Source organism: Aquilutibacter rugosus, assembly GCF_036541335.1.
Lineage (GTDB): Bacteria > Pseudomonadota > Gammaproteobacteria > Xanthomonadales > Xanthomonadaceae > Aquilutibacter > Aquilutibacter rugosus.
The window spans coordinates 472,501-488,945 of sequence record NZ_JAZHBO010000001.1; the positions used below are offsets into that span (position 1 = coordinate 472,501).

Consider the following 16,445-nt stretch of genomic DNA (forward strand, 5'->3'; position numbering starts at 1 on the left):
CCGCGTTGCGCATCACGTCGTCTTCGGACAGCGGTTTGCGCGTCACGTTCTTGCCGGTGGGATCGCCGATGCGACCGGTGAAGTCACCGATCAGAAAGATCACCTGATGCCCGAGCTCCTGGAACTGGCGCAGTTTATTGAGCAGCACGGTGTGGCCCAAGTGCAGATCCGGAGCGGTCGGATCGAAACCGGCCTTGATCCGCAGCGGTCGACCGAGCTTGAGCTTGGCGGCCAACTCCTCTCGTTTCAGGATCTCCTCGGCACCGCGGCCGATAAGTGCCAGCGCGTCATTGACCTGATCGTCGGTAAGGGGCGTTCCGTTGAGCTGTTGCATTGTTAAGTATTTGATAAATAAGGAAGATTTGCACTCCGTTCATTTGACGTGAAGGGCGCAGATCATTAATGTTAGAGGAATTCGTACGCGAAAACCCCTTTTTTACCGCAGGATTCACGCATGACCGCATCGGGCCTCAGTCGCGAGCAGCAGGAACAGCTACGCCGCAAGCGCTTTGACACCTTGCATAAGCACGTCGTCGCGCAGCATTTGCGCAACGGATTCCAGGGTCGCTGGACGCGTCGTGACTGGGCTCATACCAGCGTGTTTGCCACAATGGCCGCACTGGTTGGTGCGATTGTGCCGGGCCTTGATCAGATGCCGGGCGACAAAGCGATCGGTCAGGCGCAATACGCATCGTTTGCGTTGCCGCTGCCCAAGTTGAGCGCCAATCAAAGTGTCCATGCCGATGGCAAGGTCGTGATTCGCCGCGAAAAAGGCCAGTCGGTGGATCAGTTGCTGGAACAGCTGCAACTCTCGCGTAACGATGCGCGTGCCTTACGCCGTTTTGCTGAAGTGCGCGATCGCTTGAATGCTCTACGCACCGGCGACTCGGTTGCATTTGAGTTCGTAAAAGGCACACTGCGTGGCGTCACGTTCCCGCAGGCCGACGGTTCCACCTTGGCCTATGCGTTTGCCGGCAAGACATTAAAACGCGACACCATCGCCGCCGATGTCGATCGCCGCCTGGTGGTATTGAGCGGCCAGGTTGGCGATTCGCTGATCGATTCCGCACACGAACAGGGACTCAACGATGAGCAGATCCGCACACTCACCGATGAAATCTTTAAATACGACGTGGATATCGATCAGGATGTGGCATCGACCGATCGGTTCAGCGCCGTAGTTGAGCGCACGTTCCGCAATGGCGAGTTGGTCGACACGTCGCCGGTACTGGCCGCAACACTCACCACCGGCAATACACTGCACAGCGGTTATCGCTTTGAGCAGAACGGTAAGGCCGAATATTTCACAGCCGACGGACGTCCGCTGAAGAAAGAATTTATCCGTACCCCAATTCCTTATGCGCGTTTGAGCTCACGCTTTGGCGGTCGTCGACATCCGGTACTGGGCGTCATGCGCATGCACAAAGGTCTCGACTACGCTGCAGGCACAGGCACGCCAATCATGGCCGCCGGTGATGCGCGTGTTGTGTCAGCCGGACGCAATGGCGGCTACGGCAATGCCGTCGTGCTGGACCATGGTCGCGGTATTACTACCCTGTACGGACACATGTCGCGTATTGCGCGCATCCGACCGGGGCAGCGCGTGGAACAAGGTACGGTGATCGGCTATGTCGGATCTACGGGTTTGAGCACCGGCCCGCATCTGCACTATGAGTTCCGGGTCAACGGTGTGCACCGTAATCCTTTAACCGTGACGAAGAACGCACCGGCGCCCTTGCAAGGTGCACAACTGCAATCGTTCTTGGCCTATGCGGCCGGCTCGCTGCAGAAGATCCGCAGTGTCGAGGACGTCATTTACGTGGACAAGTCACCGGCCGCACGACAATTGCAGCAGCAGCTGCAGGACACCAAAGCCGGCCGCAAGCCCACCGTGGCCAGCAAGGCGCCAACGATCAAGGTCGCTTCGCGCTAATGCAATTTATTGGTCTGATGTCCGGCACCAGCGCCGATGGGATTGACGCAGCGCTGGTTGATTTTGCCGATGGCCAATGCCGTCTTGTCCATTCGCTGACGCATCCGTGGGATGCGGACTTGCGCGAGCGACTGATTGCGCTGGGCCAAGGTGGCGAACTGCAGTCACTTGATGAGTACGGCACACTGGATGTGCAGGTGGCCGAAGCGTTTGCCGCTGCCGCACAGGCGCTGCTACGCCAGGCCAATGTGGACAGCTCTGCAGTGCTTGCGATCGGCTCGCATGGACAGACGATTCGCCATCGTCCCAGTGGTGCTGCGTTTGACGGCATGTATCCGTTTACGCTGCAAATCGGCGACCCCAACGTGATTGCCGAACGCACAGGCATTACGACGGTTGCGGATTTCAGACGTCGCGATGTTGCTGCGGGCGGTCAAGGTGCGCCGCTGGTTCCGGCCTTCCACGCGGCGTTGCTGGGTGATGCAACCGAAGACCGCGCCATTCTCAATCTGGGTGGTATCGGCAATCTCACGCTGTTGCCACGTGATGGTGAAGTTCGCGGTTTTGATACCGGTCCTGCCAATGCGCTGATGGATGCGTGGTGTCAGTTGCACACGGGCAATGCGTATGACGATTGCGGCGCGTTCGCTGCCAGCGGCACTGTGGATGCGGATTTGCTGCAGCGTTGGTTGAGCGATGGATGGTTTGCCCTGCCGCCACCGAAGAGCACGGGGCGCGAGCAGTTCCATCTGAATTGGGTCAGTGCGCAGCTGCGTGGTCACGAGAACCCGGCTGATGTGCAGGCCACGCTGTTGGCACTAACCGTTATCACGGTCGCTGATGCACTCAAGGCGCATCAGCCGACAACGCAACGCGTGTTGGTCTGTGGCGGCGGCACGAGAAACTCAGTGCTGATGCAGGCACTGCGTGATGCCTTGCCGGGCGTGTCGGTGCAGACCACATCCGAGCTCGGTATCGACTCTGATGCCATGGAAGCAATGGCCTTTGCATGGTTGGCCATGCGGACCTTGCTAGGTCAACCCGGCAATCTCCAGGCGGTCACCGGTGCAACCGGCCCGCGAATTCTTGGCAGCATCCATCAGCCCTAATTGACCGATGGCGTAGGCTTAGGGGTTCTTTTTAACCGCAGGCTGGCCGTTAGGATCGTGGATCTTGTTCCACAGCCAGGCCAGCAGCAGCAATGCCGGCACCACGGTCAGCGCACTGACGATAAAGAACGTCTTGTACGAAGTGGCCTCGACAATGTAGCCCGAGGCACCGCCCACGAACTTGCCGGGCAAATTGGCCAGAGAGACCAGCAATGCGAATTGCGTGGCGGTAAAGTTGCGGTCGGTTAGCGACGAAGCGAATGCAATGAACACTACACCGGCAAAGCCCTGGAACAGGTTGTCGGCCAGGATTGCGGTGTAGAACGACCAGATCTGACCGGGATACTGAGCCATCAGAATAAAGGCGATGTTGGACAGCGCCACGCCGATGGCTGCAACCAGCAGCATCTTGCGGAACCCGAAAGCAGCTACGCAGATGCCGCCCAGGAATGCACCGGCAATACCGATCCACACACCGAACAGCTTAGAGACCGTGGCGATATCGGCTTTGGTGAAACCGCTATCCAGATAGAACGGACCGGCCATCACACCGATGACCTGATCGGGGAATTTGTACAAGCCCACAAACACCAGCAGGGCTATCGCTACCAGCACGCCGTTGGTCTTAAAAAAACCGGCGATGGGCTCGATAAAGGCTTGCGCGAGGTTGATCTCACGACGCACCGTGGTCTGCGGCTCGACCGGCTCACGCGCCAGCAAGGTGGTGACAATCGGCAGCAGCATCAGACCGGCCATAACGAGATATGCTTGGCGCCAGCCCTCGAGCTCAGCTAAATACAGCGCACCAGCACCGGCCAGAATCAGACCGACGCGGTAACCCAAAGTATAGGTCGCTGCGAGTGCAGCCTGCGCCGACTCGGGCGCAATCTCAATGCGGTACGCATCGACCACGGTATCCATGGTCGCACCGGCAAACGACGCAATCAGCACCCACATCACCAAGTGCGGAATATCTGCTTTAGGCTGCACGAAGGCCAGCGCCGCCAGACCGATCAGCATCACGATCTGCGAAATCAGCAGCCACGACCGACGACGACCCAGGAAACCGAGCAGCGGGAACCTATAGCGATCGAGCAATGGCGCCCACACAAACTTGAGCAGATAAAAGAACGAGGCCAGTGAAATCAGACCAATGCTCTTTAAGTCGATACCGTCATCGCGCAGGCGCACTGACAGCGTTTGCGAGGCAATCAGCAGGAACGGCAGGCCACTACCGAAGCCCAGCAGCAACATCGTCAGTGCCGAAGGCGTGCCAAAGGCGCGGCGAATGCCACGCCAGCCCTTGTAGCTCACGGCATCAGTGGTTTCAGATGTTGCTGCTGAAGTCATAGTCATAATCCACCGTCAATGGGGCGTGATCGGAAAAGCGCGGCTCACGTGCAACCGAACATGCAGTGATCGTGTCACGCAACGAGGGCGTGCACAACTGGTAGTCGATGCGCCATCCGACATTCTTGGCGAAGGCGGCCCCGCGGTTGGACCACCACGTGTAGTCCTGGCCCTGCGGATGCAGATGGCGATACGCGTCGACCCAGCAACCGTCGATGAGATCTGACAGCGGCTGATGCGAGATGTCGTGGCCGAACAGTCGGTTCATCCACTCGCGTTCGTGCGGCAGCACGCCCGAAGTCTTCTGGTTGGATTTCCAGTTGGTGATGTCGAGCGCACTGCGCACGATGTTCCAGTCGCCCGTCAGCACGTAATCGCGACCGCTGGCACACCACTCGTCGAGCACGGGCTGCAGTCGATCCATCACCACGTACTTAAAGTCCTGCCGCTCTTCTTTTGACGAGCCCGAGGGGATATAGAACGAAACGACGCTCAGGTTGCCGAATCGCGCTTCGATATAGCGGCCCTCGTCATCAAACAGATCCCAGCCGATGTCGGTCCGCACCTCGTCGGGCTCACGCCGCGAGTAAATGGCCACACCGCTGTAGCCCTTTTTCTGCGCGTCTTTAAAGTGGACGTGATAGCCCTCGGGAATAAAAACCGGATCGGTGAGCTGATCTTTCTGGGCCTTGGTCTCCTGGATGCAGAGTACATCCGCATCCTGTGACAGAAACCAATCCATAAACCCTTTGGAGACGGCCGAACGGATACCGTTGGCGTTAAAGCTGATGATGCGCATTCAGTCGATGAAAAACGAGGTAGCGTCTATAATCGCACAGTGCCGACTGGAGCTAGGAGAACTTGCGATGACCGACCATAAGACCCGCTTTCTGAACCTTGCTCTGGACGCGCAAGCGCTGAAATTCGGTGAGTTCACACTAAAATCCGGCCGCAAGTCGCCCTATTTCTTCAATGCCGGTCTGTTTAACAGCGGTCGCCTGATGCGCGAGCTGGCCATTGGCTATGTGGATGCCATCGAACACGCCGGCCTCGATTTTGATCTGATTTTCGGACCGGCCTATAAGGGCATTCCGCTGGCGACGGCCATTGCCGTCGAGCTGGCAGCGCGTGGGCGTGATTTGCCGCTGGCCTACAACCGCAAAGAGGCCAAGGACCATGGCGAAGGCGGCACCTTGGTTGGCGCCCCGCTGCAGGGCCGCAAGGTTCTGGTCGTTGATGATGTGATCAGCGCCGGCACCGCCATCCGTGAATCGCTGGATATCATTCGCGCCAATGGTGCGCACATTGCCGGCATTGCCATCGCGCTGGATCGTCAGGAGTTGCCCGGCGGCATTGAACCCGATCCGAGCAACACGCAATCGGCCACGCAATCACTGAGCGCCGAACTGGGCGTGCCGGTGCTGGCCATTGCCACGCTCGCCGACCTGGTGGCATTCACCGCAGACGACGAGCGCTTCTTGCAGCATGCTGACGCCATCGCCGCGTATCGCCAACGCTACGGCGCATAAAACGCAATTAGAGCGCGCTTAGAACGCAATTAGAACGCGCTTAGAACGGCAGCTCTAACTCCGGCTCGAGTGCAACGAGCGCCTGACGGAATTGCGCCTGGATACGGGCCAGCGCCGACTCATTCTCGGCCTCAAAACGCATGACCAGCACCGGCGTGGTGTTGGAAGCGCGAACCAGACCCCAGCCATCCGCAAAGTCGACACGCAGTCCGTCAATGGTTGCGATACGCGCATCGGTAAACGGCACGGCCGCGACAAAACTCTCGACGAAAGCGTGCGGATTACCCTGCGGCGGGGGCACTTTAATCTCGGGCGTGGACACGCCGTTGGGCAAGCCATTGAGCTCGGCCGAAGGCGACTCGGACTTGGCCAGAATCTCCAGCGTGCGTGCAGCGGCGTAGATGCCATCGTCAAAGCCGTACCAGCGCTCCTTAAAGAAGAAGTGGCCGGACATTTCGCCGGCAAACGCGGCACCGGTCTCGCGCATTTTGGCCTTGACCAGTGAGTGGCCCGTCTTCCACATCAGTGGCTCGCCACCGGACTTGAGAATCCAGTCGTGCATGGCGCCCGTGCATTTCACGTCGTAAACAATGGTGGCGCCGGGCTCCCGCGTCAGAATATCGCGGGCATACAACATGGCCAGACGATCGGGGAAAATGTTCTGCCCATCGGCGGTGATGACGCCGAGACGATCACCATCGCCATCGAAGGCCAGACCGAGATCTGCACCCTGCTCGCGCACGGCGGCAATCAGGTCGACCAGATTGTGCGGCTCGGACGGATCGGGGTGGTGATTGGGGAATGTGCCGTCGATTTCGCAGTAGAGTTCGGTCACTTGCGCGCCCAGGGCACGCAACACACGCGGACCGAGTTCACCCGCCACGCCGTTGCCGGCATCTACGACGACACGCAAGGGACGAGCCAGCTTGACATCCGAGGTGATGCGATTGACATAGTCCTGCGAGACATCGCGCGATTCCACGCGACCGGGCTGCGCTGCCAGATGCAGGACGCCGGCGGCGATGCGCTGATACAAAGCGGTGATGGTATCGCCGGACAGCGTCTCACCATCGATCACGATCTTGAAACCGTTGTAATCGGGCGGATTGTGCGAACCCGTCAGCGAGACGCACGAACCGGTGCCGGTGGAATACGCCGCAAAATAAGTCAGCGGCGTGGGGGCCAGACCGATATCAATCACATCAATGCCGGCGAGATTGAGACCCTCGATCAGGCCTTGCATCAGGGCCGGGCCGGTCAGACGGCCATCGCGACCGCACACGATCTGCGAGAGGCCTTTGTCATGCATTACCGAACCGATGGCCTGCCCGATTTTTACGGCAACGCCCTGGTCCAGATCGGTACCGACTACCCCGCGGATGTCATAGGCACGGAAGATACCCGGCTGCACGGCCAAAGTGCGACCGGAAGCATCGGGAATCTCAACGGCAGTGGTGTGCGACATGGGCAATAGACCCCTAATTCAAAGACAATTTCGCCATTATGCCATTGCCTTGCGAACCGGCTTTGACAACTGAGACTAATTCACCCCGGTGTGACCGAAGCCGCCCTCACCGCGTTCACTTTGCGTAAACGAGTCCACCAGGTCCAGTTCGACCTGCACCACCGGCACGATCACTAGCTGCGCGATGCGATCGCCGGGCGCGATGGTAAAGGCCTGTTGCGAACGGTTGAACACGCTGATCATCAACGGCCCCTGATAATCCGAATCGATCAGACCCGTACCGTTGCCCAGTACCAGGCCTTGCTTGTGGCCCAGGCCGGAGCGCGGCAGAATCATCGCGCACAAACCGGGATCGGCTACATAGATCGACAAACCCGACGGCACCAGTTCCGTTTGCCCCGGTGCCACGGTCAATGGCTCGGTCAAGGCAGCCCGCAAATCCAATGCGGCACTACCGGGTGTAGCGTACGAAGGCAGTTCCCACTCGGAACCGAAGCGCGCATCCAGCACGCGAACTTGCAGTTTTGCAGTCATAACAGGGTCACGATCCGATCTAACAGTTGCCGCGCGACCTCATCTTTAGAGGCCGGGCCGTATACGAGTTTCTGATCACTGCCGCGCGTGTACACGAACAGCGTGTTGGTGTCGGACTCAAAGCCGCTACCGGCCACACCGACGCGGTTGGCGGCAATCAGATCCAGATTCTTGCGCTCAAGTTTGCCTTGCGCATAGCCTTCGACGTCGTGCGTTTCCGCGGCAAAACCGCAGACAATGCCCGGCCGCTGCGCATGATTGGCAACCACTTTCAGAATGTCCTTGGTCTGCTCGAGCTCGAGCACTAGGCCATCGTCGTCGTTCTGCTTCTTGATCTTGATCGAAGCGTATTTCGCCGGCCGATAGTCCGCCACCGCCGCCGCGCCGATGTAGATGTCTGCCGGTAAGGCGGTCAGCACGGCATCGTGCATTTGTTGGGCCGACCGCACATCAATGCGAGTGACATTGGCCGGTGTGTCCAGGTGCACAGGTCCGCTCACGAGCGTCACGCGTGCGCCGAGCGCCTGTGCCTGCTGAGCGACGGCAAAGCCCATCTTGCCGCTGGAGCGGTTACCGATAAACCGCGCCGGATCAATATCTTCGTAAGTGGGTCCCGCAGTAACCAGTACATGCAATCCGTGCAATGGCAAGGTCACGCAACCCCCTGATCGTCTTTGTCGTACGGGCGATGGATCTTGCCTTCGAAGCCGGTGGCCGCGCTGACCGCATCCACGATTTCGTTGGGTTCGGCCATGCGCCCCGGTCCGAACTCGCCGCAGGCCTGCGGTCCGTTGTTGGGGCCGATGACGGTCACGCCTCGCAAGCGCAGTGTGGCAAGGTTCGCTTGTGTGGCCGCGGCGGTGTACATGACGTGATTCATGGCGGGTGCGACAAAGATCGGCGCTTTGGTGGCCAAGCACAAGGTGGTGACCAGATCATCCGCCATGCCGTAGGTAAGTTTGGCCAGGGTGTTGGCGGTGGCCGGCGCCACGATCACGGCATCGGCCCAGCGCGCCAGTTCGATGTGGCTCATTGCCGCCTCGGCACTCTCATCCCAGAGGCTATGTCGGACCGGTTGGCCGCTGACTGCCTGAAACGTGGCGGGACCCACGAACTGAGTCGCCCCGTCGGTCATGGCCACGCGGACGGATGCGCCGCGCTCGCGCAGCCTTCGGACCAGATCGGCTGATTTGTACGCCGCGATACCGCCGCACACGCAGACCAGAATTTGCGCTTCTGCCATGGAAACCCGTGGACCTGTTGGTCGCCGTTGAATGTCCAGACATCTTAACCGCAAGGCGGCAAGCTCTGATAGGCGCGGCATGGCCGTCATCGCACGCTGGCAGCATGAAGATCAATGAATGGCCGATCGAGGAACGCCCTCGCGAAAAACTGATGCTGCGCGGCCCTGCCGCGTTAAGTGACTCCGAGCTGCTGGCCGTATTTTTAGGCAGCGGCCTGAAGGGAGAGACGGCAGTGATGACCGCGATCGGTTTGCTGCAGTCGGTCGGCGGTCTGCGCGCGCTGCTGGAAATGCCGGCGGGCGTGCTGGCCGAGCAGCGCGGCATTGGCGTGGCCCGCAGTGCCCTGCTGGTGGCAGCCCTGGAGTTGGGCCAACGCTATTTACAGAGCGAGCTGGAGCGGACCGATGTGCTGCGCAATCCGCTGATGGCGGGCCGATACTTTCAGCAACGACTGCGCGCCCATAAGCACGAGGTGTTCGCGGTGCTGTTTCTAGACACCCGTCACCGCCCCATCCTGTTCGAGGAGATGTTCCGCGGCACCATTGACGGCTCCGAGGTTCACCCGCGCGAGGTGGTCCGCCGGGCCCTACAGCTCAACGCCTCGGCGGTCATGGTCGGCCATAACCACCCCTCCGGATCGCGGGAGCCGAGCATGGCGGACCGCGCCGTGACCCAAAAACTGAAGGCCGCACTGGAGCTGGTACACCTGCGACTGCTCGATCACTTCATTGTCGGCGATGGCGAACCGGTCAGTCTGGCCAAGCTGGGTTGGTGCTAAGGTGATGTCAGAATAAGAAAAAGTCTAAAAAAGTGTTGTATTTTCGTAACTTATGGGTAACATGCAAAGTAACTCCATAGGTTTTTGACGCAGTGAAAACGCAAATCCGCGATCTGCTGAACCGTGCTGTCGGTCAGCTTCGTGACCAGGGCAGCTTGCCGGCCGATCTGGCAACCCCCGATTTTGTCGTTGAACACCCCAAGAACCGCACACAGGGCGACTTTGCGACCAATGCGGCCATGCTGTTGGCCAAGCCGGCGGGCACCAATCCGCGCGCGGTGGCGGAGCAGCTGCTGCAGGCGCTTCCTGCAAATACCCTGATTGGCAAGGCAGAAATCGCCGGCCCGGGTTTCATCAATTTCACCCTGGCGGAATCCGCCTGGCGTCAGTCGCTGGCCGATTTGCTGGCTGCAGACGGCGCCTATGGCCGTAACGAGTCAGGCCAGGGTCGCACCGCCGGTGTCGAATTTGTCAGCGCCAACCCGACTGGGCCGCTGCACGTCGGCCATGGCCGCGCCGGTGTGATCGGTGACTGCATTGCGCGCATCCTCGATGCCAACGGCTGGAACGTCAAACGCGAGTTCTACTACAACGACGCCGGTGCACAGATCAACAATCTGGCACTCAGTGTGCAGGCGCGCGCCAATGGCGTCGGCCCGGATGCCGCCGAGTGGCAGTCCGACTGGTACAAAGGCAGCTACATCGGCGACATCGCCAATGATTTCAAGGCCGGCAAGTCGGTCACGGTCGAGGGTCAGCAAGTCACCGCGACCGGCGACATCAGTGACCTGGACGCCATCCGCCGTTATGCCGTGGCCGCCCTACGCAACGAACAGAACCTGGATCTCGAGGCCTTCAAGATCGGCTTTGATGTCTATTTCCTGGAGTCGTCGCTGTATGCCGACGGCCAAGTGGATCAGACGGTGCAGGCCCTGACGGACAGCGGCAAGGCGTACGAGGCCGATGGCGCTCTGTGGCTGCGCTCGACCGATTACGGTGACGACAAGGACCGCGTGATGCGCAAGTCCGACGGCACCTATACCTACTTCCTGCCGGACGTGGCCTACCACGCCAACAAATGGCGTCGCGGTTACGAGCGTGCAATCACCGAACTCGGTAGCGACCACCACGGTTCGCTGGCCCGGGTCAAAGCCGGCCTGCAGGCACTCGATATCGGCATTCCTAAGGAGTGGCCGGAGTACGTGCTGCACCAGATGGTCACCGTGATGCGCAATGGCGAAGAGGTCAAGGTCTCCAAGCGCGCCGGCGATTACATCACGCTACGGGATCTCATCGAAGAAACCAGTGCCGATGCGACGCGCTGGTTCCTGGTGGCCCGCAAGCCCGACTCGCAGCTGACCTTTGATATTGACCTGGCCAAGTCGCAGACGCTGGACAATCCGGTGTACTACGTGCAGGTGGCACATGCGCGGATCTGCGGTGTGTTCCGCCAGCTGGCAGAGCGCGGTCTGTCCTTCGATCGTGACAATGGGCTGAAGCAGCCGCTGGATCTCGATGATCGCGCGGCACACGAACTGATTCTGACCTTGCTGCGCTTCCCCGATGTGGTGGCCGCGGCGGGACGTGATCTGGAGCCGCATCTGATTGCGGCCTACGTGCTGGAACTGGCGCAGGCCTTCCAGTCGTACTACAACGACCACCAGTTCCTGGTGGATGACTCGAACGTGCGGGATGCGCGTTTGGTACTGGCACAAGCCACGCGGCAAGTGTTGGCCAATGGACTGCAACTGCTGGGCATCAGCGCACCCGAGGTAATGTAATCATGGCAACCCGTCGCAACACTAAAACTCAAGCTCGTCGCAGCGCTGCACCCCAGCGTCGTGGTGGTGGCCTGTCCCCTTCGACCGTGTTTGTGGTCGGCGCCGCGATCGGTGCCGCCGTGCTATTCGGCGCGCCCAAGCTCCTGAAAGAGGACGGTACCGACAGCTTCCTGCGGCCCAAGCCCAATGCCGATGCCGAGCCGGTCTCGATGGCTACGGAGCAGCGCGTTGCCGATGGCGATGGCGTGGTGGCCAAGTCTTCGGACTCGGCGACCGCTGCGGAGCCGGCTGCTGAATCGACGGAGGAAGGCACTGAGTTCGATTTCTACAACGTGCTGGCCAATAAAGAAGTGGAGATGACGCCTGAGCAGCAGGCCGCATTGAACCAGGCCGAGGCGCGTCGTCGTTCGCAAGCCGAGGCCTCTGCCCGCAAGAAGGCCGAAGCCGCTGCGCTCGCTGCCAGTGTCGCGGGTTCGCAAGCCGATGCAGGCGTGGTCGTGATGCCGGATGCCAATGCACCCGCAGCCACCCTGCCCAAGCCGGTAGCAGTCAATGTGCCGCGTGCCGCTTCGACTACTGCCCCCAAGACGACGTTGTCGGCACCCGCTGCCAGCGCCAAGCCGGCCACTGTCGAAACCAAGCCCGCCGAAACGAAGGCGCTGCCCAAGCCGGTCGCTGCGGTGACGCCTTCGGTCAAGGATCGTCCGGTTAAGGCCGCTGCTACAACCGTTGCCGAAGCCCCCAAGCCGAAGGCGAAGGCGGTTGCCGCCTATGCCAAGAACCCGGACGTCACGGCGGTCGGCAAAGGCGTGGCCATGGTGATGCCTGCCGCATCGCTGGATCCGACCCGCACGTTTGAGAAACCGGCCGTCAGCAAGACGACGTCGGCAGCGCCCGCAGCCGCTTCGGCCAGTTCGAACAGCAAGGTGCTGGTGCAGGCCGGTGCGTTTAGCGACAAGGGTCAGGCCGAAAAGGTCAAAGCCAAGATCGCCATGTTGGGTCTTGGCGCCCGGGTCGAATCCTCGACCAATGCGGGCAAGAGCGTTTATCGGGTCCGTCTGGGACCCTATGCCGAGAACTCATCGGAGCTGAGCGCTGCCAAGCGTAAACTCAGCGGTGGCGGTGTCAACGCCATGGAAGTCCACATCAACTGATCCCGAATTCGGGTGTCATCCGGAGTCCGTTTCTATGTCGAAAAACGTTCTCGCAATTTCCGGTAGCCTACGCAAAGGCTCGTTCAACACCCGCCTGGCCAAGGCCATTGCTAAACAGGCACCCGCGGGCACCAAGGTGACGGTCGCCACGCTGGACGGCATTCCGCTGTACAACGGCGATGTCGAAGCCGCCGACGGCATCCCCGCCGCAGTGACTGCGCTCAAGGAACAGATCCTTGCCGCCGATGCCATCGTGCTGGTCACGCCCGAATACAACCACGGCATTCCCGGCGTTTTCAAGAATGCGATTGACTGGTTGTCGCGCGCCGACAAGACCGCGATCTTCAGCGGCCGCAAAGTGGGCCTGGTTGGCATTGGTATGGGTGGCTTCGGCACCATGCTGTCGCAAACCGCCTGGCTGCAGGTGCTGCGCTACTTTGGCTGCGAGGTCTTTACGGGCGCTCTAGTCACGATTGGCGGCGCCAACGAGGACACCATCGCCGAAGACGGGACCGTCAATGACGAGCGCGCCGCCAAGTCCGTCGCGAACTACGTCGAATCCTTCACCGCCTGGGTGTGAGAAATGGGGACGGAGGCAATTAATTCTGCTTAACAATTGAAGGCGTAGGGTTTGGGCTGGCGCGATGCGCCGCGGCCACCCCGCCAATTGTTAAGGGGAATTAATTGCCTCCGTCCCCATTTTTGCGCTTCAGGCTGATCAGCGATGAGGTATCCGCGTCGGGCAAGGCGCGCGATTCTGCCAGCTCGGCGTAATCGGATTCGGCCTGTCGTAAAGCGGGCAAGTTAAGCCCCAGGCTGTCGGCCATGCCCTGCACGATGCGCAGGTCCTTGAGCATGTGCGCGTTCTTGAAGCCCGGCGTGAACTGCGAGTTCAGCATGGTGACGCCGCGTTTGTCGAGAAACCAGTTACTGGCCGCGCCGCTCATCAGCGTCGGGATTAACTTGGCCGGATCGAGCTGCAGCGCTTCGGCTAGGGCTAGCGCTTCGCACACGGCCTCATTGATGCCTGCCACCATGATCTGATTGACGGCCTTGGTGGCCTGGCCGCTGCCGACCTCGCCCATGTGCGTAACGCGCGCAGCGTAGGTATTGAGCAATGGCATGACGCGCTCGAGGGCATCCGCCTCGGCACCAACCATCACCGACAGTTTGCCGTTACGGGAGCCCTCGACACCGCCGCTGACCGGCGCATCGACAAACGCGATACCTTTTCCGGCCAGACAAGCTGCCGCATCGCGCGCCGTCTGCACGGACACCGTCGAATGATCCATGACCATGCTGCCGGGCTGCAGCACCTCGGCCAATGCATGCACGTTCTGCAATACATCGGCGTCGAGAGAGACATTGAGAATGACCACATCGCAGTTCGAAAAGTCCTGCGGTCCCGAAGCGCCATGGATGCGTTCATGCGTTGCAACGAAATCCGTGACCTTCTGCAGGCTACGGTTACCGACGATGGACAGCAAACCGGCCGCCGCCAAATGCTGCGCCATTGGGCCACCCATTGCGCCAAGGCCGATCAGTCCAACTCTCATTTTTTCCTCACTTCTCACTTCGTTCGAAGTATCAAAAAAACAAATCAAAAATCAAAAATCAAAAAAGAGATGAAAAGCAAAGGCAAGAGCAAGAGCAAGACCAAAGGCAAGAGCGTTAGAAGATCGGGGCGGATTCGAGATAGGTGTATCCGGTCAGACCCTTCTCGAGATCGGCAAGGAGCTGCTCACGATCGGCTTCCGGCAGGTGCGCTGCGTCCACCTTGCTGCGATAGGCTGCACGCAAGTCGGCGAGCGAATAGCCCACGTAGTCGAGCATGACGTCGGTGGTGTCACCGCGACGAGCCTGCGTGCTGACAATCTGTCCGTCGCGGACCCGCACTTCGAGCGCATCGGTGTCGCCGAACAGATTGTGGATGTCGCCCAGAATCTCCTGATATGCACCGACCATAAAGAAGCCCAGGCGATACATATCACCGCTATGGACATCGTGGACGGGCATGCTGGTATCGAGCGTTTCATAGCCCACGTAGGTGTCGATGCGACCGTCGGAATCGCAGGTCATATCGGCCAGCACACCGCGGCGCGCCGGCTCGCTGTCGAGTCGCTCGATCGGCAGGATCGGGAAGACCTGATCAATGGCCCACACATCGGGAATGGATTCGAACACACTGAAATTGACGAAGAGTTTGTCGACCAGTCGCTGGTTCAACTCATCGAGCACCGCCTGATGGGATTTCTCCGACGGGCTAAGACGGTCTTTGACGATATGCGCGATGGCGTAGAACAGATCGTCAATACGGGCGCGATGTACCAGGTCAATCTGACCTAGGGAGTACAGGGCCAGGCCTTCGTTATGGTGATGTACGGCCTCGTGGAACAGTTCGATGGCGGGCCGTTCGTTGAGCTCGTCGTAGGTTTCACGCAGGCGTCGGATGACAGCAGGCTCATCGTCGTGCTCGTCGGGGACGCGACCCTCGGGGGCCTTTTCCACTTCGGCCACATTGGCCACCAGCACGGCATGATGCGCGGTCAGGGCGCGACCGGATTCGGTCAGGATATCGGGCGCCGGCAGATCGTACTCGTCGCAAGCCTCGGCCAGCGGTTGAATGATGCTCGAGGCGTACTGGCTGATGCTGTAGTTGGTGGAGCAGTAACCGCGCGAGCGAGTGCCTTCGTAATCGACGCCGAGACCGCCGCCGACATCCATAAAGCGGATGTGTGCGCCGAGCACGCTGAGCTCGACAAAGTAGCGCACGGCCTCACGCATGCCGCTGGCAATATCGCGCACGTTGCTGATCTGCGACCCCATATGGAAATGCAGCAGGCCTAGGCAATCGCTCATGCCCGCATCGCGAAGAGTCTTCCAGAGGTCCAGCACCTGGCGCGGTGACAGACCGAACTTGGCCTTATCGCCGCCGCTGTTCTGCCACTTGCCGGCACCAAGGCTGGCCAGACGCATGCGCACACCCAAGCCCGGCTTGACGCCAAGTTTCTCGGCTTCTTCGAGCGCCATTTTTAATTCCGAAGGCTTCTCGACCACGATCCAGGTATCGTGACCCAGCTTGCGTGCGATCAGGGCCAAGCGCAGATATTCGCGGTCTTTGTAGCCGTTGCAGACGATGACGCTGCCCGGCTGGGCCAAAGCAATCACGGCCATCAGCTCGGGCTTACTGCCAGCCTCCAGACCGAAGCCGCTCGATGCATGCTTGGCCAGAGTGGCTGCTACACCGTGATGCTGATTGACCTTGATGGGATAGATGGCGCGGTATTTGCCGGCGTAATCCCAATCGGTGATGGCCTGGGCAAACGCATCCTGCAATTTCGAGAGGCGGTGATCCAGGATGTCCGGGAAGCGCAACAACAGCGGCAGACGACTGCCCTGGGCTACGGCGCCATCGATCAGTTCGGCCAGGGGCGCACTGGGCCCCTGCTCACCTTGCGGACGCACGATGACCTGACCGGCCGTGTTGACATCAAAATAGCCATCACTCCAGTGCGGGATGGAGTATGCGGTGCGGGCTTGGTCAATGGTCCAGCTGGACATGGGGTAG

Annotated in this window: 13 protein-coding genes and 2 pseudogenes (1 of these 15 running past the window's edge); 7 read left to right on the forward strand and 8 right to left on the reverse strand. The window is 60.2% G+C overall.

Going from position 1 to position 16,445, the window contains the following annotated elements; all coding sequences use genetic code 11:
• Positions 1-334, reverse strand: partial view of a tyrosine--tRNA ligase gene (tyrS, locus tag V3390_RS02260; protein ID WP_331703198.1) — the 5' portion only. 911 nt of this gene lie to the left of the window's left edge; 334 of the gene's 1,245 nt are visible here — the first part of the coding sequence; its start codon is at positions 332-334; its stop codon lies off the left edge, out of view.
• A gap of 120 nt (positions 335-454) precedes the next feature.
• On the opposite strand from tyrS, the gene V3390_RS02265 reads away from it, so the two are divergent.
• Together V3390_RS02265 and V3390_RS02270 are read left to right on the forward strand one after the other, a co-directional pair.
• Positions 455-1,933, forward strand: a complete 1,479-nt coding sequence (locus V3390_RS02265; protein WP_331703199.1) for a M23 family metallopeptidase — start codon at positions 455-457, stop codon at positions 1,931-1,933.
• Positions 1,933-3,042, forward strand: a complete 1,110-nt coding sequence (locus tag V3390_RS02270) for an anhydro-N-acetylmuramic acid kinase (protein ID WP_331703200.1) — start codon at positions 1,933-1,935, stop codon at positions 3,040-3,042. The genes V3390_RS02265 and V3390_RS02270 overlap by 1 nt, the downstream gene beginning before the upstream one ends.
• An 18-nt stretch (positions 3,043-3,060) precedes the next feature.
• Here V3390_RS02270 and V3390_RS02275 read toward each other — a convergent pair whose 3' ends face one another.
• Together V3390_RS02275 and V3390_RS02280 are read right to left on the reverse strand one after the other, a co-directional pair.
• Positions 3,061-4,392, reverse strand: coding sequence for an AmpG family muropeptide MFS transporter (locus V3390_RS02275; protein ID WP_331703201.1), 1,332 nt, complete (start codon positions 4,390-4,392; stop codon positions 3,061-3,063).
• Complete coding sequence (locus V3390_RS02280; protein ID WP_331703202.1) at positions 4,370-5,191, reverse strand: exodeoxyribonuclease III; 822 nt, start codon at positions 5,189-5,191, stop codon at positions 4,370-4,372. Before V3390_RS02280 ends, V3390_RS02275 begins: the two co-directional genes overlap by 23 nt.
• Before the next feature lie 67 nt (positions 5,192-5,258).
• Between V3390_RS02280 and pyrE the strand changes: the two genes are divergently transcribed.
• Positions 5,259-5,921: an orotate phosphoribosyltransferase gene (gene pyrE / locus V3390_RS02285; RefSeq protein ID WP_331703203.1), complete on the forward strand. Its 663-nt coding sequence runs from the start codon at positions 5,259-5,261 to the stop codon at positions 5,919-5,921.
• A 40-nt stretch (positions 5,922-5,961) separates the two neighbouring features.
• On the opposite strand, the pseudogene V3390_RS02290 reads toward pyrE, so the two are convergent.
• The 3 genes and pseudogenes from V3390_RS02290 to coaBC all read right to left on the reverse strand — a co-directional run.
• Positions 5,962-7,359: pseudogene (locus tag V3390_RS02290) on the reverse strand (phosphomannomutase/phosphoglucomutase); the annotation flags it as partial.
• Positions 7,360-7,461: 102 nt separating this feature from the next.
• Complete coding sequence (gene dut / locus V3390_RS02295) at positions 7,462-7,920, reverse strand: dUTP diphosphatase (protein WP_331703204.1); 459 nt, start codon at positions 7,918-7,920, stop codon at positions 7,462-7,464.
• Positions 7,917-9,163: pseudogene (gene coaBC, locus V3390_RS02300) on the reverse strand (bifunctional phosphopantothenoylcysteine decarboxylase/phosphopantothenate--cysteine ligase CoaBC). Before coaBC ends, dut begins: the two are co-directional and overlap by 4 nt.
• Positions 9,164-9,267: 104 nt before the next feature.
• On the opposite strand from coaBC, the gene radC reads away from it, so the two are divergent.
• From radC to V3390_RS02320, 4 genes are all read left to right on the forward strand, one after another.
• Positions 9,268-9,942, forward strand: coding sequence for a RadC family protein (gene radC / locus V3390_RS02305; RefSeq protein WP_331690121.1), 675 nt, complete (start codon positions 9,268-9,270; stop codon positions 9,940-9,942).
• 92 nt (positions 9,943-10,034) lie between these two features.
• Positions 10,035-11,723, forward strand: a complete 1,689-nt coding sequence (gene argS, locus V3390_RS02310) for an arginine--tRNA ligase (RefSeq protein WP_331703205.1) — start codon at positions 10,035-10,037, stop codon at positions 11,721-11,723.
• A gap of 2 nt (positions 11,724-11,725) precedes the next feature.
• A complete protein-coding gene (locus V3390_RS02315; protein WP_331690123.1) occupies positions 11,726-12,877 on the forward strand; it encodes an SPOR domain-containing protein in 1,152 nt (383 codons plus the stop codon).
• A gap of 34 nt (positions 12,878-12,911) precedes the next feature.
• Positions 12,912-13,457, forward strand: a complete 546-nt coding sequence (locus V3390_RS02320; RefSeq protein WP_331703206.1) for an NADPH-dependent FMN reductase — start codon at positions 12,912-12,914, stop codon at positions 13,455-13,457.
• Between the two features lie 100 nt (positions 13,458-13,557).
• Here V3390_RS02320 and V3390_RS02325 read toward each other — a convergent pair whose 3' ends face one another.
• Both V3390_RS02325 and speA read right to left on the reverse strand, forming a co-directional pair.
• Positions 13,558-14,433: an NAD(P)-dependent oxidoreductase gene (locus V3390_RS02325; protein ID WP_331703207.1), complete on the reverse strand. Its 876-nt coding sequence runs from the start codon at positions 14,431-14,433 to the stop codon at positions 13,558-13,560.
• A gap of 115 nt (positions 14,434-14,548) precedes the next feature.
• Positions 14,549-16,438: a biosynthetic arginine decarboxylase gene (speA, locus tag V3390_RS02330; RefSeq protein ID WP_331703208.1), complete on the reverse strand. Its 1,890-nt coding sequence runs from the start codon at positions 16,436-16,438 to the stop codon at positions 14,549-14,551.
• Between the last annotated feature and the right edge of the window lie 7 nt (positions 16,439-16,445).